This window comes from Terrabacter sp. MAHUQ-38 (assembly GCF_014518425.1).
Classification (GTDB): domain Bacteria; phylum Actinomycetota; class Actinomycetes; order Actinomycetales; family Dermatophilaceae; genus Terrabacter.
Map to the genome: position 1 here is coordinate 311025 of NZ_JACVCU010000001.1, position 24403 is coordinate 335427.

General features: G+C 71.7%; 21 protein-coding genes. 9 read left to right on the forward strand and 12 right to left on the reverse strand.

Annotation, left to right across the window (positions count from 1 at the left end):
• Positions 1 to 21: 21 nt before the first annotated feature.
• From efeB to efeU, 3 genes are read right to left on the reverse strand one after another with little or no spacing between them, the layout of a single operon-like run.
• Positions 22 to 1335 (reverse strand): iron uptake transporter deferrochelatase/peroxidase subunit, encoded by a 1314-nt coding sequence (efeB, locus tag H9I49_RS01515; protein ID WP_188029557.1) that lies wholly within the window; start codon positions 1333 to 1335, stop codon positions 22 to 24.
• Positions 1336 to 1370: 35 nt separating this feature from the next.
• Complete coding sequence (gene efeO / locus H9I49_RS01520) at positions 1371 to 2522, reverse strand: iron uptake system protein EfeO (protein ID WP_188028544.1); 1152 nt, start codon at positions 2520 to 2522, stop codon at positions 1371 to 1373.
• Between the two features lie 50 nt (positions 2523 to 2572).
• Positions 2573 to 3433 carry an iron uptake transporter permease EfeU gene (gene efeU, locus H9I49_RS01525; RefSeq protein ID WP_188028545.1) on the reverse strand — a complete coding sequence of 287 codons (861 nt, stop codon included), beginning with the start codon at positions 3431 to 3433 and terminating at the stop codon, positions 2573 to 2575.
• A 115-nt stretch (positions 3434 to 3548) separates the two neighbouring features.
• Between efeU and H9I49_RS01530 the strand changes: the two genes are divergently transcribed.
• The 5 genes from H9I49_RS01530 (at position 3549) to H9I49_RS01550 (ending at position 8725) form a co-directional block, all read left to right on the forward strand.
• A complete protein-coding gene (locus tag H9I49_RS01530) occupies positions 3549 to 4208 on the forward strand; it encodes a DUF2461 domain-containing protein (RefSeq protein WP_188028547.1) in 660 nt (219 codons plus the stop codon).
• 15 nt (positions 4209 to 4223) lie between these two features.
• Positions 4224 to 5396, forward strand: coding sequence for an amidohydrolase family protein (locus H9I49_RS01535; protein WP_188028549.1), 1173 nt, complete (start codon positions 4224 to 4226; stop codon positions 5394 to 5396).
• Between the two features lie 9 nt (positions 5397 to 5405).
• The gene (locus tag H9I49_RS01540) at positions 5406 to 6584 is read left to right on the forward strand and encodes an NAD(P)/FAD-dependent oxidoreductase (RefSeq protein WP_188028551.1); all 1179 of its coding nucleotides are present in this window, start codon (positions 5406 to 5408) and stop codon (positions 6582 to 6584) included.
• Between the two features lie 146 nt (positions 6585 to 6730).
• On the forward strand, positions 6731 to 7858 hold the full coding sequence (locus H9I49_RS01545; protein ID WP_188028552.1) for a mandelate racemase/muconate lactonizing enzyme family protein: 1128 nt from the start codon (positions 6731 to 6733) through the stop codon (positions 7856 to 7858).
• Between the two features lie 138 nt (positions 7859 to 7996).
• Complete coding sequence (locus H9I49_RS01550) at positions 7997 to 8725, forward strand: FadR/GntR family transcriptional regulator (protein ID WP_370587383.1); 729 nt, start codon at positions 7997 to 7999, stop codon at positions 8723 to 8725.
• A 5-nt stretch (positions 8726 to 8730) separates the two neighbouring features.
• Here H9I49_RS01550 and H9I49_RS01555 read toward each other — a convergent pair whose 3' ends face one another.
• Genes H9I49_RS01555 through H9I49_RS01575 form a run of 5 tightly spaced genes read right to left on the reverse strand, consistent with a single transcriptional unit; the run spans position 8731 to position 13554 of the window.
• Positions 8731 to 10002 (reverse strand): glucarate dehydratase family protein, encoded by a 1272-nt coding sequence (locus tag H9I49_RS01555; protein WP_188028553.1) that lies wholly within the window; start codon positions 10000 to 10002, stop codon positions 8731 to 8733.
• Positions 10002 to 10397 (reverse strand): universal stress protein, encoded by a 396-nt coding sequence (locus H9I49_RS01560; protein ID WP_188028555.1) that lies wholly within the window; start codon positions 10395 to 10397, stop codon positions 10002 to 10004. Before H9I49_RS01560 ends, H9I49_RS01555 begins: the two co-directional genes overlap by 1 nt.
• Positions 10394 to 11938 carry a tripartite tricarboxylate transporter permease gene (locus H9I49_RS01565; protein ID WP_188028557.1) on the reverse strand — a complete coding sequence of 515 codons (1545 nt, stop codon included), beginning with the start codon at positions 11936 to 11938 and terminating at the stop codon, positions 10394 to 10396. Before H9I49_RS01565 ends, H9I49_RS01560 begins: the two co-directional genes overlap by 4 nt.
• Before the next feature lie 11 nt (positions 11939 to 11949).
• Complete coding sequence (locus tag H9I49_RS01570) at positions 11950 to 12492, reverse strand: tripartite tricarboxylate transporter TctB family protein (protein ID WP_188028559.1); 543 nt, start codon at positions 12490 to 12492, stop codon at positions 11950 to 11952.
• A 39-nt stretch (positions 12493 to 12531) separates the two neighbouring features.
• A complete protein-coding gene (locus H9I49_RS01575) occupies positions 12532 to 13554 on the reverse strand; it encodes a tripartite tricarboxylate transporter substrate binding protein (protein ID WP_188028561.1) in 1023 nt (340 codons plus the stop codon).
• A 149-nt stretch (positions 13555 to 13703) separates the two neighbouring features.
• Here H9I49_RS01575 and H9I49_RS01580 point away from each other — a divergent pair, with 149 nt between their 5' ends.
• The 4 genes from H9I49_RS01580 to H9I49_RS01595 all read left to right on the forward strand — a co-directional run bounded on the left by H9I49_RS01580 (position 13704) and on the right by H9I49_RS01595 (position 18689).
• The gene (locus H9I49_RS01580) at positions 13704 to 14627 is read left to right on the forward strand and encodes a LysR family transcriptional regulator (protein WP_188028562.1); all 924 of its coding nucleotides are present in this window, start codon (positions 13704 to 13706) and stop codon (positions 14625 to 14627) included.
• A gap of 150 nt (positions 14628 to 14777) precedes the next feature.
• Positions 14778 to 15689 (forward strand): 5-dehydro-4-deoxyglucarate dehydratase, encoded by a 912-nt coding sequence (kdgD, locus tag H9I49_RS01585; protein WP_188028564.1) that lies wholly within the window; start codon positions 14778 to 14780, stop codon positions 15687 to 15689.
• 73 nt (positions 15690 to 15762) lie between these two features.
• Complete coding sequence (locus tag H9I49_RS01590) at positions 15763 to 17355, forward strand: aldehyde dehydrogenase (NADP(+)) (protein WP_188028566.1); 1593 nt, start codon at positions 15763 to 15765, stop codon at positions 17353 to 17355.
• Positions 17356 to 17366: 11 nt separating this feature from the next.
• The gene (locus tag H9I49_RS01595) at positions 17367 to 18689 is read left to right on the forward strand and encodes an enolase C-terminal domain-like protein (protein ID WP_188028568.1); all 1323 of its coding nucleotides are present in this window, start codon (positions 17367 to 17369) and stop codon (positions 18687 to 18689) included.
• A gap of 109 nt (positions 18690 to 18798) precedes the next feature.
• Here the strand turns inward: H9I49_RS01595 and H9I49_RS01600 are convergent, their stop codons facing one another.
• From H9I49_RS01600 to H9I49_RS01615, 4 genes are all read right to left on the reverse strand, one after another.
• Entirely contained in the window at positions 18799 to 21243 is a 2445-nt protein-coding gene (locus H9I49_RS01600; RefSeq protein WP_188028569.1) for a CHAT domain-containing protein, read from the reverse strand.
• Positions 21244 to 21504: 261 nt separating this feature from the next.
• Positions 21505 to 22002 carry a carboxypeptidase-like regulatory domain-containing protein gene (locus H9I49_RS01605; RefSeq protein WP_188028571.1) on the reverse strand — a complete coding sequence of 166 codons (498 nt, stop codon included), beginning with the start codon at positions 22000 to 22002 and terminating at the stop codon, positions 21505 to 21507.
• 1 nt (position 22003) lies between these two features.
• The gene (locus tag H9I49_RS01610) at positions 22004 to 22585 is read right to left on the reverse strand and encodes an RNA polymerase sigma factor (protein WP_188028572.1); all 582 of its coding nucleotides are present in this window, start codon (positions 22583 to 22585) and stop codon (positions 22004 to 22006) included.
• Entirely contained in the window at positions 22582 to 24153 is a 1572-nt protein-coding gene (locus H9I49_RS01615) for a S8/S53 family peptidase (protein ID WP_223128220.1), read from the reverse strand. Before H9I49_RS01615 ends, H9I49_RS01610 begins: the two co-directional genes overlap by 4 nt.
• Positions 24154 to 24403 lie beyond the last annotated feature (250 nt).

Below are 24403 nucleotides of genomic sequence, written 5' to 3' on the forward strand. Positions count from 1 at the left end.
ACCTGACAGGGAGCTCAGGCGTCAGGCGAACAGCGCCTGACCCCAGTGCTCCCCGTCGGCGAGGCCGGGCGGGCACGCGAAGACGGCCGACCCGTTGTGCTCGATGTACTCGTTGAGCACGTCGGCCTTGGCGAGTGCCCGCTGCATCGGCACGAACTGCTTCTCGGGGTCACGCATGTAGGCGAGGAAGAAGAGGCCCGCGTCGAGGTGGCCGACGCCGTCGGAGCCGTCCGTGAAGTTGTAGCCGCGGCGCAGGATGCGAACGCCGCCCAGCTGGCTCTCGTGGGCGAGCTTGACGTGCGCGTTGACGGGGATCGCGGGCTCGCCGTCGGGGCCCTTCTTCGTGAAGTCGAGCGGGTCGAACTCCTTGGCCCCGCCGAGCGGCGCGCCCTCCTTCTTGTCACGACCGATGATGTCCTCCTGCTCCTGCAGGGGGGTGCGGTCCCAGACCTCGATGTGCATCCGGATCCGGCGGGCGACGAGGTAGGAGCCGCCGGCCATCCACGCACTGTCGCCCTTCTCGTCGTCCGGCGCCACCCACACGTGCTGCGCGAGGCCCTCGGGCTCCTCGGCCTTGAGGTTGTTGGTGCCGTCCTTGAAGCCGAACATGTTGCGCGGCGTGGCCTGCGCGGTCGAGGTCGACGAGGTGCGGCCGAAGCCGAGCTGCGACCAGCGCACCGCCACGACACCGAAGCCGAGCCGCACGAGGTTGCGCACGGCGTGGACGGCGACCTGCGGGTCGTTGGCGCAGGCCTGGATGCAGAGGTCACCTCCCGAGCGCTTCGGGTCGAGCTGGTCGCCGAAGAACGCCGGGAGCTCGCGCAGGGCGTCTGGCTTCTTCGACGCGAGGCCGAAGCGGCCGTCGAAGAGCGAGGGCCCGTAGCCGATCGTGATCGTGAGGCCGGATGCCGGCAGGCCGTACGCCTCGCCGGTGTCCTCGGGTGCCCGGTTGGGCCCACCACCGACGAGCCCGCCGGGGGCGGCCTCGGCGCCGGCGGTCATGCGCTCGGCCGCACGCGTCCACGCCTTGAGGAGCTCGCGCAGCTGTGCGGCGTCCTTCGTCACCACGTCGAGGGCCACGAAGTGGAGGCGGTCCTGCGCGGGAGTGACGATGCCGGCCTGGTGGACGCCCCGGAACGGGATGGCAGCGTCGAGCGCGAGGGCGGGAGCAGCAGGGGCCGCCGCGGCACCCGAGGAGGCGTCCTCGCCACCCCGCGTGACGGCATACGTCCCCACTCCCCCGGCCACGAGACCGGCTACGGCTGCGGAGCCCGAGACCCCGAGCAGCCGGCGGCGGCTGACGCCGTCAGGGGTCTCGTGGACGGGCCCGTTCAGCGGCTCGGGTACGCCGGGGTCGGAGGGGAAAGGACTCACTTCGCCTCCACGACGCCGGGCACCTTCGAGACCTGCTCGGAGAGGGCGTCGAGCGCGACGGTGAGGGCCTTGATGTCGGCGTCGCTCAGGGCGGTGTAGCTCTTGTAGTCGGCGCCTGTCTTGTGCGAGCCGAGCAGGCCGGACAGTTCCTTGAAGCGCGCGTCGAGGGCCTTCTGCAGCTCGGGGGCCTTCGCGCTGATGACCGGGCGCAGGACGGCGAGTGCCTGCCGGGAGCCCTCGAGGTTGCCGTCGAAGTCCCAGAGGTCCGTGTGCGAGTAGCGCTCCTCCTCGCCGGTGATCTTGCCGGTGGCGACCTCGTCGAGCAGGGCCTTGGCGCCGTTCGCGATCGTCAGCGCGGTCGGCTCGACCGTCTTGCTCTTCGCCGCGATCTCCTTGACGTCGGCGAGGAGCTGGTCGGCGATGGCGTTCGAGTCCTTCTTCAGGCCGGTGACCCACAGGTCCTTCTCGAGGCGGTGGTAGCCGGTGAACTTCATGCCCTCTTCGACGACGTCCTCGCGTCCGTCGATGCGCGGGTCGAGGTCACCGAAGCTCTCCGCCACGGGCTCGATGGCCTCCCACGGGTGCCGGGCCTGGGCGTAGAGCGACTTGGCCTTGGCGACGTCGCCCGCCTTCACCGCGGCGACGAACGCCTCGGTGCCCTCGACGAGCTCGTCGGTCTCCGACGCGACGAAGGCCTTGTAGTCGGCGATCGCCTTGGCGACCTTCTGGTCGGCGCTGCCGGCGACGGCCGTGCCAGTCACGGTGAAGGTGCCGCGGATGCCGTCGCCGACCATGCCGGGCTTGCACGCCGTCGAGAACGTCCCAGGCTCGGTGATCTCGACCTTGAGCTCGCGCTTGAGGCCGGGCGTGATGTTCTCGACCTCGGAGACGATGCGGTCGCCCTCGGCGTAGAGGTAGAACTCGTTGACCTTCGACCCGGCGTTGGTGACCTGGAAGGTCACGGTGCCCGCCTTGGCGGTCGTCGCGCTCAGCTGGCACGTCGTGTCGGTGGCGGTGACCGTGATGGGTCCGCCTGCAGCCGTCGACGATCCGGTCGGGTCGGCCTTGTCGGTGCAGGCGGCGAGGCCGAGGCCGGCGACGAGCGTGAGCGCGAGAGGCGTGGCGACACGCAGGACGGGGCGGGACATGGTTCTCCTGTGGGTGCTTCGAACGGGCGTGTGGAGGTGGGGCGGGAGGGTCAGGCCGCGACGCTCGGGCGCCGGTCACCCGAGGTCGCCACGGCAGCCGGCGGCGCGGAGCGGGCGGGGCGCAGGAAGAGCGTCAGGACGATGCCGACGTAGAGGACCCACGCGATCGCCTGGAGCACGGTCGTGGCGGGCGTGAAGTTGAAGATGCCCTTGAGCAGCGTGGCGTACCAGCTGCCCGGGTCGATGGTGCTGCTGACGTCGAAGGCGAGGGTCGTCAGCCCCGGGACGAAACGGGCTTCCTGCAGGTCGTGGATGCCGTAGGCGAGGATGCCGGCGGCGACGAAGACGAGCAGGACGCCGGTGTAGCGGAAGAACTTCGCGAGGTTGATCTGCACGGCGCCGCGGTAGATGAGCCAGCCGAGGACGACCGCGCCGCCGAGGCCGACCACCCAGCCGATGAGCGGCTGGTTGTTGCCCTGGCCGGCGGCCTCGGTCGTGGCGTAGAAGAAGATCGCGGTCTCGAGGCCCTCGCGGCCGACGCCGAGGAAGGCGACGAGGGCGATCGCGAACGGGCCCATGTCGAGCGCCTTGTCGAGCTTGCCCTTGAGCTCCCCCGAGATGGTGCGCGCGGCCGACTTCATCCAGAAGACCATGAAGGTGACGAAGACGACCGCGATGATCGAGGCGCTGCCGCCGATGAGCTCCTGCGCCTCGAAGGTCAGCTGCTTCGTGCCGTAGGTGAGCAGGGCACCGAGGGCGACCGAGAGTGCCACGGCGACGCCGACACCGGTCCATACGTGGCGCAGCGCCCAGCGGCGGTCGGTCTTCACGAGGAAGGCGACGAGGATGACGACCACGAGGGCGGCCTCGAGTCCCTCTCGGAGTCCGATGAGCGCGTTGCTCGCGAGCACTGGGGTGGCCCCTCTCAGGTAGCTCTCAGGAATTACGCCATGACGGCGTGACGGAAATCAGGAAAGCACAGGTAAGCCTTGCCTAACAACCTGGTCCCGATGTCAGAGTCGCCACATGAGCACTCCTGCGACGTCTCCGGTGGCCTTCTCCGGGTTTCCCCACGGGGCCCTCGACTTCTACGCCGGCCTCGAGGCCGACAACTCCAAGGCGTACTGGGCCGAGCACAAGCAGCAGTGGGAGCGCGACGTCCGCGAGCCGATGCTCGCGCTCGTCGACGCGCTCGAGGAAGAGTTCGGGGAGGCCAAGCTCTTCCGGCCCAACCGCGACGTCCGGTTCAGCGCCGACAAGTCGCCGTACAAGACGCACCTCGGCGCGTTCGCGGCCACGCACCCAGGGTGTGGCTACTACGTCGAGATCAGCGCGACGGGCCTCAAGGCCGGCGGCGGCTTCCATGCCCATGCGACGACCCAGACCGCCCGACTGCGCGAGGCGGTGGTCTCCGAGTCGACCGGCCCCCAGCTCGAACAGCTCCTCGCAGCCGCGCGCGGCGCCGGCTTCGAGGTGCTCGGCGAGAAGGTGCGGACGACACCCCGCGGGTATGCCGCCGACCACCCGCGCATCGAGACGCTCCGGCACAAGGAGCTCATGCTCATCCACGACTTCGGCAGCCCGCGCTGGCTGGAGACGACGCAGGCTCTGGACCAGGTGCGCGGCGCCTGGCAGGCGCTGCGCCCGCTCAACGAGTGGTTCTCCGAGCACGTCGGCCCGGCCTGACGGAGGGCGAAGCTCATGCGGGTGCTGCGCGCGGGGCAGGTCTTCGACGGTGAGCGGTTCGTCGGTGCGGCCGACATCGCGATCGACGGCGGCACGGTCGTCGACGTGGGTCCGCCCCGAGAGTACGCGAGCGAGGTGTCCGTCGAGGATCTCGTCGACGTGACGGTGCTGCCCGGGCTGGTCGACGCGCACCAGCACCTGACGTGGGACTGCTCGACCGACCCGCTGGGCTGGCACCAGGAGAGCGACGACGAGGCGCTCCTCGAGCGTGGCCGGGCCAACGCGCGACAGGCCCTCGCCGCGGGAGTCACGACGGTGCGCGAGCTCGGTGGACGTGGCCTCGTCACGGTGTCGCTGCGCGACGAGCTCGCCCGCGACCCGTCGTCGGGGCCGACGCTCCTGGTCGCGGGACCTGCGCTGACGACACCGGGCGGGCACTGCTGGTTCCTCGGCGGCGAGTGCCCCGGCGAGTCCGCCCTGCGGGCGGCCGTCGAACGGCTGGCGGCCGCTGGGGTCGACGTCGTCAAGGTCATGGCCACAGGGGGCACCCTCACTCCCGGGTCGCTCCCGCACGAGTCGCAGTTCGGCGTCGCCGAGCTGCGTGCGGTCGTCGAGGCGGCTCACGCCGCAGGACTGCCCGTCGCTGCGCACGCCCATGGCACACGGGGTGTGGCCGACGCGGCCACCGCCGGCGTCGACACCATCGAGCACGTCAGCTTCATGACGGCCGACGGCGTAGCGCAGGATCCTGACCTCGTGGGCCGGCTGGTCGAGACCGGGATCCCCCTGTCGATCACGGGCGGCACCGTGCCGGGGCCGGTGCACCCGGCGATCGCGGCGCGGCTTCCGGCGTTGCAGGAACACTTTCGGGGACTCGTCGCGTCAGGAGCCAACTGCTTCTGCTCGACCGACGCCGGCATCGGCCCCGCGAAGCCGCATGACGTCATGGTGCACGGCGTGACCCAGCTGGTCAGCCTCATGGGCCTCCCACACGATCGCGCCGTGGCCATGAGCACGTCCCGCCCCGCCGCCGCGCTCGGCCTCAGCGACCAGGCCGGACGACTCGCCCGCGGGATGCCGGCCGACCTGCTCGTCGTCTCGGGACGCCTCGACGAGGACATCGAGGCGATCCTGCGGCCCGAGCGCGTGCTGCATGCAGGGGTCGTCGTGCGCGGCCCCGGGCAGTAGGTTCACGGGGTGAGCCGCCCCAACGCCGTCGTCGATGCCCACATCATCGGAGCCGGCCCTGCCGGTCTCGCGACCGCGGCGGCGATGCGCCGACGCGGGCTGCGGTCCGTCGTGCTGGAGCGCGCCGACTCCGTCGGCAGCTCGTGGCGCGGGCACTACGACCGGCTGCACCTCCACACGCCGCGTGAGCTGTCGGGCCTCCCAGGCCTGCCCATCCCGAAGGAGATGGGCCGCTGGGTCGCCCGCGACGACGTCGTGCGCTACCTCGAGCTGTATGCAGCCCACCACGACCTCGACGTCCGGCTCGGCACCGAGGTGAGCCGGCTGGACCGGTCCACCGACGGCCGGTCGTGGGCACTGACTCTCGCCGACGGCACGACGCCGACCGCGCCGTACGCCGTCGTGGCCACCGGTTTCAACCACACGCCGCGTGAGCCGGACGTGCCTGGCCTGCAGGGCTTCTCGGGCGAGGTGGTGCACGCGCGCCACTACCGCAACGGGGCGGCACACGCCGGGAGGGACGTCCTGGTCGTCGGCACGGGCAACACCGGCGCCGAGCTCGCCGTCGACCTCGTCGAGCACGGGGCGAAGCGGGTGCGTCTTTCGGTGCGGACCGTTCCACACATCCTGCGGCGCAACCGGGGTCCGATCGCCGCGCAGTACACCGGCATCGCCGTGCGTCGCCTGCCCGCCTCCCTCGTCGACCGGGTCGCACCGTTCGTCGAGCGGCTCCAGACGCCGGACCTCAGCGACCACGGTCTGCCGCGCCCCGACACCGGTCTGCTGACCCGGGTCGAGCGCGACAACGCCATCCCGGTGCAGGACGTCGGCATCATCGACGCCATCAGGTCCGGTGCCGTCGAGCCCGTCGCGGCTCTCGCCGGGGTCGACGGTGACACCGTCGTGCTCGGCGACGGCTCTCGCATCCGACCCGACGTCCTCGTCCTCGCCACCGGCTACGAGCAGGGCCTCGAGCCGTTGCTCGGCCACCTCGGGGTCCTCGACGGCACCGGCCGCCCCGTCGAGCGTGGCGGCAGGACGGCCCGGGGCGCCACGGGCCTCTGGTACACCGGGTACACCAACCCGATCTCGGGGATGCTGCGCGAGATCTCCATCGACGCGCGGAAGATCGCGCTCGCCATGGCGCTGCGCAAGCGCCGGGAGATGAAGGCGCTCCGCTCGGCCTGATCCCCCTCACCCGCTCTCATCCTGCTCCGCCCAGCGGAGCACGGTGCGAGCGGACGTGTGATCCGGCATACGCCGAATTCTTGTCAGACAAGTTTGGGACTTGTACTATCAGTTGCGTCACTGTCGCCGCCCCCCGAGGACAAACCATGACCGCCGACCGCATCCGCCACGTCGCCCTCTCGTCCGTCGTCCTGCCCCTGCCGACCCCGGTCAGCGACGCCAAGGTGCTGACCGGCCGGCAGAAGCCGATGACCGAGATCGTGCTCCTGTTCGCAGAGATCACGACCGAGCAGGACCACCGCGGCACCGGTTTCAGCTACAGCAAGCGCGCCGGCGGCCCGGCCCAGTTCGCGCACGCGAAGGAGGTCGCCGACGGCCTCGTCGGCGAGGACCCGAGCGACATCGCCAAGGTCTACGACAAGCTGCTCTGGGCCGGCGCCTCCGTCGGACGCTCGGGCGTCGCGACCCAGGCCCTCGCCGCCGTCGACATCGCGCTCTGGGACCTCAAGGCCCGTCGGGCCGACCTGCCGCTCTCCAAGCTCATCGGCTCGCACCGCGACTCGGTACGCACGTACAACACGTCGGGTGGTTTCCTCCACGCCCCGATCGAGGAGGTCAAGCACCGCGCCTCCGAGTCGCTCGCGGCCGGCATCGGCGGCATCAAGATCAAGGTCGGCCAGCCCGACCTGAAGGTGGACCTGCAGCGCCTCTCGGCCGTGCGCGAGCACATCGGTGACGACGTGCCGCTCATGGTCGACGCCAACCAGCAGTGGGACCGCGCGACCGCCCTGCGCTTCGGGCGCGCCGTCGAGGACCTCGGCCTCGTCTGGATCGAGGAGCCGCTCGACGCGTACGACGCCGAGGGACACGCCCAGCTCGCGGCCGCGCTCGACACGCCCATCGCCACCGGCGAGATGCTGTCGAGCGTCGCGGAGCACGTACGCCTCATCGAGGCCCGCGCGGCCGACATCATCCAGCCGGACGCCCCCCGCGTCGGCGGCATCACGCCGTTCCTGCGCCTCGCCACGCTCGCCGACCACGCCGGCCTCCAGCTCGCGCCGCACTTCGCGATGGAGATCCACCTGCACCTCGCGGCCTGCTACCCCCGCGAGCCCTGGGTCGAGCACTTCGAGTGGCTCGACCCGCTCTTCAACGAGCGGCTCGAGACCAGGGACGGCCGCATGGTGGTGCCCGACCGTCCCGGGCTGGGTTTCACGCTGAGCGACCAGGTCAAGGCCTGGACCGTCGACACCTTCGAGGTCGGGCGCGCCTGACGTGGGCGGTGGACCTGCTGCTCTTGGGCGCAGCGACTGCGCTCCGGCGCACGGGCTGCCGTTCACTCGGCCGCTCGTACACCGAAAGGCAGCCCGTGTCGCATCCGAGCGCGGCTGCGCACCCACTAGGTTGGCGCCGTGAGTCCCCGAGGCACCGACGGCCGGCAGCTCGACCGCGACACCGGCCGCGGCCTCGCCCACGAGCTCGTCGAGCGGCTCAAGGAACGCATCCTCGCCGGCCAGATGGAGCCCGGCCAGAAGCTGCCCACCGAGGCCTCCCTTGTCGAGGAGTTCGGCGTGAGCCGCACGGTCGTGCGCGAGGCGATCTCGCGGCTGCAGGCGGCCGGCCTCGTCGAGACCTTCCAGGGCCGCGGCTCGTTCGTGCTCGCCCTCCCCGAGGCCGGCACCTTCGAGGTCGGCGCCGAGCGGGTGCGCACGCACCGCGACGTCCTCGACATGATCGACTTCCGCATCGGCATCGAGACCGAGGCGGCCGGGCTCGCGGCCGAACGACGAACCGACGTGCAGGTCAAGGCGATCGAGCGAGCGCTCCGCGCGCTGACCCGGGCCGGCGAGCAGGCGAGCGGCGCGGTCGAGGCCGACTACGAGTTCCACCTGCGGATCGCCGTGGCGTCGGGAAACCGCTTCTACTCAGACCTGCTCGCGTCCCTCGGGCCGATGATGATCATGCTGCCGCGCACCCGGCTCGAGGCGGAATACACCGTCTCGGACGCGACCCACCTGACGCGGGTCGCGCTGGAGCACGAGAACATCCACCTCGCCATCGCGCACGGCGACGGGCAGGCCGCTCGCGCCGCGATGCGCCTGCACCTCGCCAACTCACGTGCCCGCCTCCAACAGCCCTGAGTCGCTCACCAACGGGCGGTGTTGACCTCGAAGCCGGGCTCGATCGACTGCATGTAGACGGTGTCCTCACGCCGGCGGATGCCGCACGAGAGGTACTGCTCGTGCAGGGCGCCCAGGGCGTCGTCTTCGATCTCGACGCCGAGGCCCGGACCCGTCGGCACCGCGACCGCGCCGTCGACGAAGTCGAGCGCGCCCGGCTTCACGACCTCCTCGGTCTTCCACGGGTAGTGGGTGTCGCACGCATACGTGAGGTTGGGTGTCGCAGCAGCGAGGTGCGTCATCGCCGCGAGGCTGACGCCGAGGTGGCTGTTCGAGTGCATCGACAGGCCCATGCCGAACGTGTCGCAGATGCCGGCGAGCAGGCGAGACCGCAGCAGCCCGCCCCACAGGTGGTGGTCCGACAGGACGACACCGACGGCGTCCGCACGCACCGCCGGCGCGAGGTGCTCGAACGCGATGACGCACATGTTGGTGGCGAGCGGCAGGTCGGTCTCGCGGGCGACCGCGGCCATGCCGTCGATCCCGGGCGTGGGGTCCTCGAGGTACTCGAGCACGTCGGCGAGCTCGTGCGCCACGCGGATCGACGTGTCGACGGTCCAGCCGCCGTTGGGGTCGATGCGCAGCTTGTGCTCAGGGAAGGCGTCGCGCAGCGCGCGCATCGCCTCGATCTCCTCGTCGGGCGGCAGCACGCCCCCCTTGAGCTTGATCGCGTCGAAGCCGTATGCCGTGACCATCCGCTTGGCCTGCACGACGAGCTGGTCGGGGGTGAGGGCCTCACCCCAGTCGTCGTCGGGCCGGCCCGGGTGGCCCGCCCACTTGTAGAAGAGGTACGCGCTGAAGGGCACCGTGTCGCGGACGGCGCCGCCGAGCAGGTCGCTGACCGGTCGGCCGGTCTCGTGGCCCTGGATGTCGAGACAGGCGACCTCGAACGGCGAGTAGGCCGTCGCGACGGCCGAGTCGACCTGCAGCATCCCGCCGAAGCTCGCGCCCGCGCCACCGGTCCCCGACCCGAGGGCGTCGGATGCCGTTCGCCAGAGTCCGTTGAGGTCGCAGACGTCGTGGCCGGCGACCGCGCGACCCACCGCGTCGAGTCGCTGCAGCTGGGTCTCGTCACCGTACGTCTCACCGAGGCCGACCGAGCCGGTGTCGGTGTGCACGCGCACGATCGCGCGCAGCGCGTACGGCTGGTGCACGCCGACGACGTTGAGCAGCGGCGGGTCCTCGAACGCGACCGGCGTGATGTCGACGGAAGAGATGCGCGAGCGGACCGCGGCCATCAACCGGCAGCCTTGACCGCGAGCACCGGCACTGCCGCATCGAGCAGGATCTTCTGGGCGGTGCTGCCGAGGATGAGCTTGCCGACCGGGCTGCGATGGCGCAGGCCGATGACGACGAGCGTCGCGTCGACCTCGCGGACGACGGCGTCCAGCGTGTCCGCGAGCGAGTCTCCGTGAAGCGGCTGGCGCACCTCTACGCGCACGCCGCGGTCGGCGGCCAGGTCGACGATCTCACTCACCTGCTCCGGGGCGAGCATGTCCTCGTCCACGGCGGCCCCACGTCGGGGAGAGTTCACGACGACGAGCGGCTGATCGCGCAGCGCGGCCTCGGCGATGCCGACGTCGAGTGCGGCGCGTCCCTCCGGGGTGTCGAGGTAGCCGACGAGGATGGTCATTTCGCCTCCGTGGTCTCGCGCTCGGGAAGTCGCTCTGGTGCGGGTTCAGGTTGCTTGTCGCCACGCCGCATACGGAACGCCTTGCGCAGCAAGGGGAACAGCGCCACCAGGAGGATCGCGGCGAAGATGGTCCCGGAGATGGGCCGGGTCACGAAGCCGGTCGGGTCGCCGCCGAAGATGAGCAGCGACTGCCGCGACGACGACTCGATCAACGTGCCGAGGACGAACGCGAGCACCATCGGGCCCGGGTCGAAGCCGAACTTCTTCATGAGGTAGCCGACGATGCCGAAGACGATGACGAGGTAGATGTCGAAGACCGAGTTGTTCACGGTGTAGACGCCGAGCATCGTGATGAGGGCCGTGATCGGCGCGAGGATGGCCGGCCGCACCCGCAGGATCCGCACGAAGATGCCGACCATGGGGATGCTCATGATGAGCAGCAGGATGTTGCCGATGTACATCGAGTTGATGACGCCCCAGAAGATGTCGGGGTGCTGGTCGACGAGCTGCGGTCCCGGCTGGACGCCCTGGATGAGCAGTGCACCGAACATCAGCGCCATCGTCGCGTTGGCCGGGATGCCGAGGGTGAGCAGCGGGATGAACGACGAGGTGGCCGCCGCGTTGTTGGCGGACTCAGGCGCCGCGACGCCCTCGATCGCACCCCGGCCGAAACGCTCGGGCTGCTTCGCGCGGCGCTTCTCGACGGCATACGCGACGAGTGACGAGAGCACGGCGCCACCACCGGGCAGCACGCCCAGACCGAAGCCGATGCCCGAGCCGCGGGCGATCGCCCCCTTGGACTCACGGAGGTCCTGGCGCGTGGGCCAGACCCGTGCGACCTTCGCCGGGGCGTGCACCTTCTTGTGGTTCTCCTCCAGGTTGTAGAGGATCTCGCCGAGACCGAAGAGGCCCATGGCGATCGGCACGAAGTCGATGCCGTCGGCCAGGTTGAGGTTGCCGAACGTGAAGCGTTCGGCGCCGGTGAAGGTGTCGCGCCCCACAGTGGCGATGAGCAGTCCGAGGGCCGCCGCGATGACCGCCTTGAGCTTGCCGCCGTTGCCGACCGTCGCGACGAGCAGGACGCCGAGCAGCCCTAGCGCGGCGTACTCCGGCGGGCCGAAGTCGAGGGCGTAGCCGGCGACGACCGGCGCCAGGACCGACAGGCCGATGATCGAGATGGTGCCGCCGATGAACGAGCCGATCGCGGCGATGCCGAGGGCGGCACCCGCGCGGCCCTGTTTGGCCATCGCGAACCCGTCGAACACGGTGACGACCGAGCTGGCCTCCCCCGGCAGCCTGAGCAGCACCGAGGTGATGGTGCCGCCGTACTGCGCGCCGTAGAAGATGCCGGCCAGCATGATGATCGCCGACACGGGCTCGATGCCGTAGGTGAGCGGCAGCAGGATCGCGATGGTCGCCGCGGGGCCGAGACCCGGGAGGACGCCGATGAGCATGCCGATGAGCACGCCGACGAGACAGTAGAGCAGGTTCGTCGGCTGCAGGACGATGCCGAAGCCGTCGATGATCGGGGTGAAGTCCATGGCTGTCCTCCTCAGACGAGACGCGGGAGGGGGATGGAGAGCGCCACGACGAACAGCGCGTAGAACGCCGCCACGGTGAGGACGCTGATGACGGCCGTCATGCGCCACGACTCGCCGCCGAGGAAGCGGAGCCAGACGACCATGAGCACCAGCGACGGCACCTCGAAGCCGATGACCGGCAGCAGGGCAGCCAGCGCCACGAGCGAGAGGACGCCGAGCGCGGTGAGCGCGCTGGACCGGGTGAACTTCTCCGTGTCCTGGCCGTCACGCCCGAAGGCGATCTGCGCCATTGACAGGGCAGTCACGGCAACGGAGACGGCGAAGGGCCACAGCCCGGGACCCGGCTGGGTCAGGGTCCCCAGCCCGTAGCCGAGCGCCAACACCGTGCCGGCGACGCCGAGCGCCAGGGTCACGAGCCCCGCCCCGACCTGGGCGAGCGGTCCCGCGTGGGGCGGTCGCTCCTCCTCCAGGTCGTGGGCGAGCTCGGCCTTGAGCTCCTCGAGGATGTCGGCCTCGGCGGCCTGCTGCCGCCCCGGCTCGCTCGTCGTGCTCATCCCAGGCTCCTCTTCGAGTGGGTGGTGGTCCGGACCGGCTCAGCCGTTCGAGGCGAGCGAGATGCCGAACTGCTTGAGCTTGGCGGTGTTGGACTCGAGATCGGCCTTGAGCATGCTCGCGACCTCGGCCCCCGGCAGCTCGAGGGGGGTGAGGTTGTTCTCCTCGTTGAACTTCTTGTACTCCTCCGTGGCGAACGCCTTCTTGGCCGCCTCGACGAGCTTGTCCTTGACCGCCTGCGGCGTGCCCTTGGGGGTCGTGATGAAGCGGTACTGCGACACCTGGACGTCGAAGCCCTGCTCCTTGGCCGTCGGCACGTCGGGCAGGAAGGGGACCCGCTCGGCCGAGAAGACCGCGAGCGGGACGAGCTTGCCGGCCTTGATGTTCTCGATGGCCTCGCCGACCTGCATCGTGGACACGTCGACCTGGGCGCCGAGCAGGGCGGTGAGGTTGGGCGCGCCGCCGTCGAAGGGGACGGCCGTGGCCTTGATGCCGGCGGTGGCGAAGGTCAGTGCCGAGTTGAGCTGGGCACCGGTGCCGACGCCGGTCGTGCCGTAGCGGATGGTCTTGCCCGCCGCCTTCATGTCCGCGATGCTCTTCCACCCCGTCTTCGGGTTGGTGGCCAGCACGTAGTCGTCACGCGAGACGCCGTAGACGATGTCGAAGTCGTCGACCTTGACGGCCTCCGACGCGGAGACGGCGAGCGGCGTGATGGCGAAGAGCGAAGCGTTCTGGATCGCGATGGAGTAGCCGTCGGGCTTGGCCGTCTGCAGCTCCTTGGCCACGAGGGCGCCGTTGGCGCCGGGCTTGTTGACGACGGGCATCGCGACGCCGAGCGCCTGGCCCATGCCCTTGGACATGGCGCGGCTGATGAGGTCGCTGCTGCCGCCGGCCGAGGCACCGACGGTCATCTGGATGCTCTTCGTCGGGTAGTCGCTCCCTCCGGTGGCGCCGTCGCCGCCGGTGGATCCGGTCTTGACGCCTCCGCAGGCGGTGAGGACGAGGGCGAGTGTGGCGGCGCCGGCGGCGGTGGCGACGCGGTGCCTCGTTCGAACGTTCGTCATTGAAGGTCTCCTCGAGCTGGTGCGCCGTCCGGGGCGGGGCGCTGGGGGTCAGGTCTGGTCCCTTGACGGGAGACACTACGAATGACAGTCAATGCGTGTCCAAACCCGATGCTGCATCGGTTGATACCCTCGCTGTATCGTGGGCGCGCATGATGACCCTCGACCAGGTGCGGGCGTTCGTCGCCGTCGCCGAGGAGCTGCACTTCGGCCGGGCGGCCGACCGGCTCAACATGACCCAGCCCCCTCTGAGCCGGCAGATCCAGAAGCTCGAGCGCACGGTCGGGGTGACGCTCCTCGAGCGCGACAACCGCCGGGTCGCGCTCACGGAGGCCGGACGCGCCTTCCTCGACGAGTCCTACCGCCTGCTCGCGCTCGTCGACAGCGCCGGCGACGTCGCGCGCCGCATCGACGGTGGCGCGGCCGGCACCCTGCGTCTCGGCTTCACGGCCGTGTCGGCCATCGGCATGCTCGGCCCCCTCCTGAAGGAGCTCGACCGCAGCCTCCCCGGTGTCGAGGTCATCCTCCACGAGCGGGTCACGGCCGCCCAGGCCGACGGCATCCGCCGCGGTGAGCTCGACCTCGGCCTGGCGCGCCCACCGTTCGACACCACGGAGTTCGAGTCGCGCGTCGTGTTCCGTGAGGCGCTGTGCGCTGCCGTGCCGGCGGGCCACCCGCTCGCCGCGGTGACGCGGCCGCTGACGGCCGGCGACTTCGACCGCGTGCCGGTCATCAGCTACAACCCCGTGCAGTCGCGCTACTTCCACGAGCTGACGGTCCGCTTCCTCACCAACGCGCACCCGAGGGTCGAGCAGCAGGTGCACCAGATCCTCACCGCCGTCCTGCTCGTCGCCGCGGGTCGCGGGTGCGCCCTCGTGCCTGCCTCCGCGCGATCGCTCGGGGTGCAGGGCGTGGTCTACAAGGACCTCGTCGACGGAGGTGGCGACCCCGACGGTAGCGAGACCCCCGGTCGGCCGGTCGAGCTGCACGCCATCTGGGCACGCGGCCGGCGCAGCCCGATGCTGCGCCGGGTCCTCGCCCAGATCGGCCGGATGCAGCTCGGCGACGACGCCTGAGCGGCTGGCTGCTGTGATGCCTCACGAGCATCACGGCATACAGAATGCGTCTTGGACAGGTATCCATGTGCGTTCATAGCCTGTGGTCACTTCAACTGGCCCAGCGGCGGGCTCGACTCGGACCGGCCGCTCTGTCGCAAAGGACCTGCCGTGGCGCTCGCTCCCGACGAACTCGCTCACAAGCTGGGCACCGGACTGCTCTCCTTCCCGGTCACCCACTTCACTCCCGACCTCGCCTTCGACGAGGCGGGCTACCGCGACCACCTGTCGTGGCTGAGCGGCTACGACGTCGCCGGGCTCTTCGCCGCGGGTGGCACGGGCGAGGGCTTCTCGCTGCGCACCGAGGAGATCGACACCGTCGTGCGGGTCGCCGTCGACGAGATCGGTGGCAGGGTGCCCGTGCTCGCCCCCGCCACGGGTGGCACCGCGGTCGCCGTCGCCCAGGCGAAGGCCGCAGAGGCTGCCGGCGCCGACGGCATCCTGCTCTTCCCGCCCTACCTCACCGAGGCGGGCCAGCGCGGCCTCGTCGAGCACATCTCGGCCGTCTGCCGCTCGACGAGCCTCGGCGTCATCGCCTACTCGCGCGCCAACGCGATCCTCGGCGACCTCGCCGTGGCCGAGGCCGCCGACCGCAACCCGAACCTCATCGGGCTCAAGGACGGAGTCGGCAACATCGAGGAGATGACCCGCACCTACGCCCGCGTCGGCGACCGGCTCCTCTACGTCGGCGGGCTGCCGACCGCCGAGACCTTCGCCCTGCCGCTCCTCCAGCTCGGCGTCACGACGTACTCGTCGGCGATCTTCAACTTCGTCCCGGAGTTCGCCATCGGCTTCTACGAGGACGTCCGGCGCCAGGACCGGGACGCCGTGTACCGCCGGCTCAACGACTTCGTGCTGCCCTACCTCGACATCCGCGACCGCGAGCGGGGGTATGCCGTCTCCATCATCAAGGGCGGCCTCACCGCCATCGGCCGGCCGGCCGGACCGGTGCGCCCGCCGCTCACCGACCTCACCGAGCAGGACGTCACCGACCTCAAGATCCTGGTCGACAAGATCGGCTGAGAGGCTCGAGGAGGCGAGCCAGCACTCGACAAGCACGCGACGAGACGCAACCAGACACACCAGGAGCCACCTCATGACCAGCCTGACCGGACACTCGATCATCGCCGGGACGCCCGTGGCCGGGTCCCTTCCCGGCCACCCGGCCGTCGAGGCCGCGACGGGCGAGGCCCTCGAGCCCGTCTACACATTCGTCGACGAGGCCCAGCTCGAGGCGGCGACGCAGTCGGCGGCGGACGCGTTCGACACCTACCGCGCGACGTCCCCGCGGGAGCGAGCAGCTTTCCTCGAGAAGGTGGCCGACGAGATCGAGGCCGACGGCGAGCAGATCGTCGCGCGGGCCATGAGCGAGTCGGGGCTGCCCGTCGCGCGCCTCACGGGTGAGCTCGCCCGCACGACCGGCCAGCTGCGGATGTTCGCCGGCGTCGTGGGTCTCGGGGACCACCTCGAGGCCCGGATCGACCCGGCCCTCCCGGAGCGCACGCCGCTCCCGCGAGCGGACATCCGGCAGCGCCAGGTGCCGCTGGGCCCTGTCGCGGTCTTCGGCGCGAGCAACTTCCCGCTCGCCTTCTCCGTCGCCGGCGGCGACACCGCCTCGGCCCTGGCCGCGGGCTGTCCCGTCGTCGTCAAGGCGCACAACGCCCACCCCGGGACGAGCGAGCTCGTCGGGGCGGCCGTCACCCGCGCCGTCGCCGCGTCCGGCCTACCAGCCGGCGTCTTCTCCGTCGTCTTCGGCAGCGGCACGTCGGTCGGCCAGGCGCTCGTGCGCGACCCGCGGATCAAGGCTGTCGGCTTCACCGGTTCACGGGCCGGCGGCCTGGCCCTCGTCGCGGCTGCTGCCGCCCGGCGCGAGCCGATCCCGGTGTACGCCGAGATGAGCTCGGTCAACCCCGTCGTGGTCCTGCCCGGCAGCATCGCCGAGGGTCGCGCGGAGACGCTGGCGACAGCATACGTCGGCTCCCTGACGCTGGGCTCGGGCCAGTTCTGCACCAACCCGGGGCTCACCTTCGTGCCGTCCGGGCCCGACGGCGACGCGTTCGTCGCGGCCGCCGCCCGGGCCGTAGCCGCGGCCACCGGGCAGACCATGCTGACCTCGGGCATCGCCCAGGCGTACGACAAGGGCATCGACGCGCTGCGCGCCGCGTCCGGGGTCAGCGTCGAGGCCGAGGGCGCCGTCGGGCACGCCGCGAACGCCCCCGCACCGCTGCTCGCGTCGACCACGACCGCAGGGCTGCGCGACGAGTCGGCCGTCAGCGACGAGGTCTTCGGTGCGGCGGGCGTCGTCGTGCGCTGGGGCGACGAGGCGGAGCTCGCGGCTGCCCTGCGCGGTCTCGAGGGCCAGCTCACCGTGACCGTCCAGGCTGCCGACGGCGACCACGAGACGGCCCGCAGCCTGCTGCCGCTGCTCGAGACCAAGGCCGGACGGATCCTCTTCAACGGCTGGCCCACCGGGGTCGAGGTCGGGCACGCCATGGTGCACGGAGGCCCGTTCCCGGCGACGAGCGACTCGCGCACGACATCGGTGGGTTCGCTCGCGATCTACCGGTTCCAGCGGCCCGTCGCCTACCAGGACGTGCCGGCCGGGCTGCTGCCCGAGCCGACGCGCGACGACAACCCGTGGGGCGTCACCCAGCGCATCGACGGCCGGCTGCGCCCGGCCCAGGACTGACGGGGCACCCCATGTCGCCGAAGATCGCCTCCGTCGACGTCGTGCCCGTCGCCGGCCACGACAGCATGCTGCTCAACCTCAGCGGCGCCCACGGCCCCTTCTTCACCCGCAACGTCGTGATCGTCACCGACAGCGACGGAAACACCGGACTCGGCGAGGTGCCGGGCGGAGAGGCGATCGCCGGAACGATCCGCGATGCCGCACTGCTGTTGCTGGGCAAGGAGATCGCCCGCTTCCGCCAGCTCCTTCGCCACGTCGGCGAGACGTATGCCGCCCGCGACGCCGGCGGTCGCGGCACCCAGACCTTCGACCTTCGCACCACGGTCCACGCCGTCACCGGTCTCGAGTCGGCCCTGCTCGACCTCATGGGCCAGCACCTCGGGGTGCCGGTCGCCGAGCTGCTCGGTGACGGCCAGCAGCGCACCCACGTCCCGATGCTCGGCTACCTCTTCTACGTCGGCGACGCAGGCCGCACCGACCTGCCCTACCTCGTCGACGACGAGGGCGACGACCGCTGGTCGCAGCTGCGTCGCCGCGAGGCCCTGACACCGGAGGCCGTCGTCGCGCTCGCGGAGGCCGCGCAGGAGCGCTACGGCTTCAGCGACTTCAAGCTCAAGGGCGGCGTGCTGACCGGCGACGAGGAGGTCGCCGCCGTCACCGCCCTGGCCCGCCGCTTCCCCGACGCACGGATCACGCTCGACCCCAACGGCGGTTGGCTCCTCGACGATGCCGTACGCCTGTGCACAGGTCTCGACGACGTGCTCGCCTACGCGGAGGACCCGTGCGGCCCGGAGGGCCGTTTCTCCGGTCGCGAGACGCTGGCCGAGTTCAAGCGCGCCACCGGGCTGCGCACGGCTACGAACATGATCGCGACGGACTGGCGCGAGATGGCGCACGCGATCCGCACGAACGCCGTCGACATCCCGCTCGCCGACCCGCACTTCTGGACGATGGCCGGCTCGGTGCGGGTCGCCCAGCTCTGCAACGACTTCGGCCTGACGTGGGGCTCGCACTCGAACAACCACTTCGACATCTCGCTCGCGATGTTCACCCACGTCGGCGCGGCCGCGCCCGGCGAGATCACGGCGCTCGACACGCACTGGATCTGGCAGGACGGCCAGGCCCTCACGACCGAGCCGCTGCAGATCCGCGATGGTGCTATCGAGGTGCCGACCTCTCCCGGTCTCGGGGTCACCCTCGACCGCGACGCCCTCGCCGCGGCGCACGAGCTCTACCTCGCACACGGCCTCGGCGCGCGCGACGACGCCGTGGCGATGCAGTTCCTCGTCGACGGCTGGACGTTCGACCCGAAGCGCCCCTGCCTCGTGCGGTGACGAGTTGCGCTCCGGCGTACGCGCTGCGCTTTGGCCCACGGCCTGCTGGGGCAACGGCAGGCCGTGGGCCGTAGAGCAGTCAGTGGGGCTCTGCGCGCTCTTGCGGACATCAGGGGCGGTGCTGCCCACCGAGGTTGAGGAAGGCGGCCGCGACATCGTCGGTCTCGGCGACGGCGCGCGCGAGGGCCTCGTCGCTCGCCAGGCCCGAGGCGAGCAGCGCGTGGTGGCGGGTCATCGTCGTCGCGGCCACGTCGTCGGGCACCGGCGCGACGGCCGCGACGACGGAGCGTGCGCCGAGGGAGAGCAGCGACAGCGCGAGCCCCAGGGACTCGTGACCGGGCCGCGCCGACGCGAGGCCCACCTCACAGGCCGAAAGCACGACATGGTCGGCGCGGACACCGGTGGGCTGCAGCTCGTGGGCGAAGACGGGCCCGTCGTGGAGCACGAGCGAGGAGAAGAGCGGCGACTCGACCTGGTGCGTCCCGTGCGCCGCGACGTGCACGACGCCAGGGCGCGCGAGAGCACGCACGAGCTCGTCGCGGCGTGACGGCCCCGGCGCCTCGTCGCCCGCGCCCCAGGTCTCGAGGATCGTGCGGGCCTCGCCCGCCGCGCGTGGCACGCCCGGCCCGACACTGACGTGGACCGGGGTCGTCGGCACGCCGCCGGAGCCACCGGAGCCGCCGGAGCCGCCGGAGCCGCCGTCGGCCGGAGTGATCCCGGCACGACGCGCGAACGACGTCAGCGAGAGTGCCACGGTGAAGGGGCGGCCCACCATCGAGGGCAGCAGCGCCCACGGCAGGGCCGACACCTCCGGACACACGACGACGACGAGCCCCCGCTGTGACCGCCAAGGGCCCAGCAGAGCCCTGTCGAGCTCCGCCGCACTCGACCGGAGAGACGACCAGACCGCACCGGCGAGCGGGCCGAGGTGGTGCGTGGCGGCCGCTCGCAGGTCGACGCGGACCCGCTGCGCGAGCTCTGCCGCGCGCTCGATCGGCATGAGGTCACGCATGACGGCGCGTCCGCCGACCACGCCGACGGCGGCGAGCCGGCCGCGGTGCCGGAAGAACCACACGAGGTCGCGGTCGACCTGATCCAGGTGGGCGCGTGCCTCACGGACGCGCACGGGGATGGCGCGGGCGGAGGTGCCGTTGCGGCTCAGCGCCCAGTCACGGTCGCGGATCTGGCGTTCGAGACGTGATGCGTGGTCGTGCAGCTCGCGCAGCTGCTCCGGGTCGGTCTCGCCGCGGCCGTGACCGCGGACGGCCCGGAGCTGTTCGGTGAGCACGGCCAGCTGCTCGTCGTCGGGGCGCCCGAGCGACGGGAGCCGGTCGGTGGCACTGCGCCACCGCTCGAGCGCCTCGAGCACGGCGCCGCTCCCCCGCGGCACGGCGAGCTCGAGGTCGAGCTCCGACAACCGGGCGCCGTGGACCGCCCGGGCGGTGCGCAGGTCGAGGCTCGCGCTGCCCTCCTGCCCCGCAGCGAGCCGGCGCGAGGCTCGCGCGAGGATCCGCCGGGCCGGCGTGACGTCGCCGGCGGCGACGAGCGTCATGGCCGTCACCGCCGCGGCGTCGAGCTCGTCGGAGAGCGAGGCCGTGGACACCCGCTCGAGGCTGAGCAGCCGGGAGTTCGCACCGGCTACATCGCCGGCGAGGAGCAGCGCCTGCGCCGCGACGACGCGCGCACTGTCGGCGAGCTCGGAGTCGCCCAGCTCGGTCGCGGTCTCGGTGAGCTCGTCCGCCGTGGCGGCCGCGGCAAGCGCCACGGAGGCGTCGCCCACGCCGACGATGCGCTTGACGAGGTCCGGCTCGAGCCGTTCGCGGTCGCGGCGCACGCGCCGCTGCCGGTCCAGGTCGACGAGGAGGCCGACGAGCATGGCCTTGGCCGCCCACGCGGTCGCGCCGATGCGTCCGTAAGTCTCACGGGCCGAGCGGGCGGCGTCCGCCGCGAGGTCGAGGTGCCCGATCAGACGGTGTGCGCGCGCGAGCTCCAACTCGAACTCCGCGCGGATCTGGTCGTGCCCGTCACCGCTCACGCCGGCCAGCCCCGCGTGCAGCGCCTCGACGGCCTCCTTGACGAGCCCGGCCTCGAGCAGGACCCGAGCCCGGTCGAGGCGCGCCGGCCCCTTGAAGACGTCGGACTCGATGTCCTCGGCCCCAGCCATGTCGGCGAGGGAGCGCGGGATGTCACCGAGCAGGTACGCGGCATACCCCTCGTTGTGCCGGGCCATGAACTCCTGCTCCCGGCCACCGAGCTCGTGCGCGAGCCGCGCCGCCTCGGCGAAGGACTCGAGTGCCTCCTGCGGGCGCAGCAGCTCGAAGGCGAGCATGCCGCGGCTCAGGTGCACCGAGGCCTGCTCGCGCTCGGTGAACGCGTCGAGCCGGCGGACCGCACCCTCGAGCCCGTCCCACGCCGACGCGAGGTCGCCGACCCGGCCGTGGATGTTGGCGCGCTGGTAGTCGAGGCGCGCGCGCAACCGGTCGTCGCCGAGCGCGTCGACGACCTCCTCGGCCTCGGCCAGCCGGGCGATCGCGGGCTCGAGGCCGGCGAGCATGAACTCCGTGAGGGCGAGGGTGATGAGTGTCTTGCAGCGCAGCTCGAGCGCCTCGGCCGTGGGGGCCGCCCCCGCGAGCCGGTCGATCTCGTCCAGGGCTGCGGTGAGCGAACGGGCGGCCTGGACCGGTCGTCCGGCCAGGTTGTCCGCCGCGCCCTGCTCACGCAGGGTCCGGGCACTCTCGAGCAGGTCGATGGCTCCCGCCGGCCTCTCGCTCAGGGGCCGGTCACACCCCCGCTGTCGATCGTCAGGTCTGGATCGTCAGATCTGGATCGTCGGGGTGATGACCGGTCGCATGTCCTCGTTGCCGGGGTCGGTCACCACGAAGTGGACCGGCCCATGGGGTAGATCATCCAGAACGAACCGTCCGTTCGCATCAGAAACCACCGACGAGCTTCCCTCCGTCGTCACGGCCTCGACCTGGGCACCGGGGACCGTCACCCAGCCGTCGACCCGCACGCGGTCGTCGGTGTCGTCGGAGTCGTCGGGGCCGGCCGACACCATGAGGCTCACCGAGGCGGCCGTGAAGGTGACGGAGTCGGTCGGCGTCGGCTCGACCTTGGCGTCGGTGCCGCGCGTCACGAGCAGGGCCGAGTCCATGAGCTCGGCCACCTCGGCGTGCAACGCCTCGACCGTGATCGCGAACTTGATCCGCTCGGCGAGGTCGCCGGGCACGGGGTCGGCGTGGGCGAACAGGTCGCGCACCTGGCCGAGGTTGGCGAGGTCGCGGGCGTCGATGGCGTCCGTGTGAGATGTCATGTCAGACCGCCCATCCGGGGTCGGAGCCGAGGGTTGTCCTCAGCTTCTGGAGACAGCGGCCGCGGGTCGGGCCGATGCTGCCGACGGGCATCCCCAGCGACTGCGCGATGGCCGCGTAGTCGGGGCGGTCGGCGAACGCGATGACCCGGAGCAGCTCCTGGCACCGCGGCGAAAGGGTCGAGACGTGCTTCCACAGCACGCGCTGGCGCTCCGAGAGAATCGACTGCGCCTCGGGGTCGAGCTGCTGCGCCGGGGCCTCGGGCACCTCCTCGACGCCGAACTCGCGGCGCGACCCGCGGGCGAGACGCCAGACCTCGCGCTTCACGACGACGACGAGCCAGCCGAGCACGGCAGCGGGCTCGTTGATCGACTCCGCGCGGTCGACGAGCTGGAGGAACGCCGTCTGGATGGCGTCTTCGCACGTGGCCGGCGCGCCACCCTGGGAGCGCGCGGCGTTCCACAGCACGGGGGTGACGAGGTCGACGAGCTCCGAGAGGCGCTCGCGCTCACCGGCGCGGTAGGCGGCGAACGCCTTGCCCGCCAGGGTGCCGAGACCGTCGGAGGCCGTGGGGGTCGGGGTCATGACCGCACCCTTCCGATGCAGGTGCGCAGCGCGCGGATCGCGCGACGGCGCATGGCGTGGGACGAGGTGTCGGTCAGGCCGCCCTCGTCGATGAGGGCCGCCGCGAGCTCCGCCGCGAAGACCGGGGTGGAGAAGGACGTGCCGCTCCAGACACCGAAGCCGCCGGTGTAGTCGTCGGGGTCTACGGTGCAGCGCACCGTGTCTCCCGAGCTCACCTCCGACGACGGCTGGCCCATGCCGTTGGTGAGCGGCAGGGTGCTCACGACCGAGACGCCCGCGCGGATCGCGCTGACGACCGGCAGGTTGTTGGAGAAGAGCGCGACGCTGACGCCGTCGGGGTTGCTCGCGCCGACGCTCGCCAGGGGCGGGACGGCCTTCGCGGTGATCCGCTGCGGCGGCTCGGCCGCGAGGGCTGCGGGCACGAACGGGGCGTCGGTGCCGTCGTTGCCGACGCCGGCGACGACGAGGACGCCGTGCTCGGCGAACCGGTCGAGCAGGTCGGCGACGGGGCCGGAGGTGTAGGTGCGGTCCTCGGCGTAGTAGCCGAGCGAGAGGGACAGGACGTCGACGACCTCGGCCTCGACCCCCTTGTCCTGGCCGTGGACGTGCCGGTCGAGCAGGGCCTGGAGGACGTCGAGCATGACGCTCTCGTCGACGACACCGTCGTCTCCCATGACCTGGATCGAGACGATCGTGGCCTCGGGGCAGCCCTGTCGGATGAGGCCGGCGATGAACGTCGCGTGGCCCTGGAGGAGCCCGACGGGCTCGGCCGGGGCGGGAACGGAGACCGGCGGGTTCACCGGGCCGGACGTCAGCAGCGGGACCAGCCTGCCCTCCTTGAGCACCAGGCGCACGACGCCCTCGCCGTCCTTGAACCACGGGTGCGCCGCGATGGCGGTGTCGGGCACGACGACGACGGGGCTGCGGTCGAGGGTGCGGGCGCGCAGGCGCGGGTCGGGCAGAGCCAGGGCGACCGGCATACGGCCGCCGCGTCCGGGCACGGAGTACTCCTGCAGGGCGCTCCCGACGCCGCCCCAGTAGCCGCCCACGCCACCCCAGTAACCACCCACGCCACCCCAGTAACCACCGACGCCGCCCCAGTAGCCACCCACACCGCCCCAGTAGCCGTCGGCCGGACGCAGGACGTGCTCGAGGCTGAGCCGTTCGGCCACTGGGTCGCGCGCCTCGCGCAACCGCTGCAGGACGCTCCAGGCATCGACGGGGTCGATGGGCGAGCGGGTCGGCTTGAGCGTGATGCTCGTGCCCCACGTGGGCCGGTCGAGGTCGCGCGGGCCGCCGTCGGGCCGCGGCGTCACCTCGAAGTCGAGGTCGAGCTTGCCGAGCGCCTCGCGCAGGTCCTCGATGTCACGGGGCGCGCCGCCCCGCTCGTTGCTCACGAGGAGGCGGTCGGACAGGTAGAGCGCGGGCAGCGGCGGACGACCGTCGGTCAGGCGCATGGCCGTGGCCGGGTCGAGGGCGCGGACAGGCGGGCGCTCGGGTCGGCGTGGGCCGCCCGTCACGCTCTCGTCATTCGCACCCTGGGGGGCGTCGGGACCCGACTCTGACATCGACAACCTCCTGAGGGGTGATTGGTGCTGGAAAGACCCTTACACCCGACTGAGTGTCGGTAACCCGGTTTCCTGATACATCGGCCCCTCGAATCTTTTTCCGTCCGAGGCGTATCACCCCGGCACGCTCCGACTCTGGACGGACGGGGGTCGGTCACCGGGCTGCTTCGGGGCGCTGCGGAGGGGCAGCAGGCCCGGTGACCTCAGGGGTTCCGGGTCGGTCTGGGGGCTGACCCGGTCCAGGGGCGCC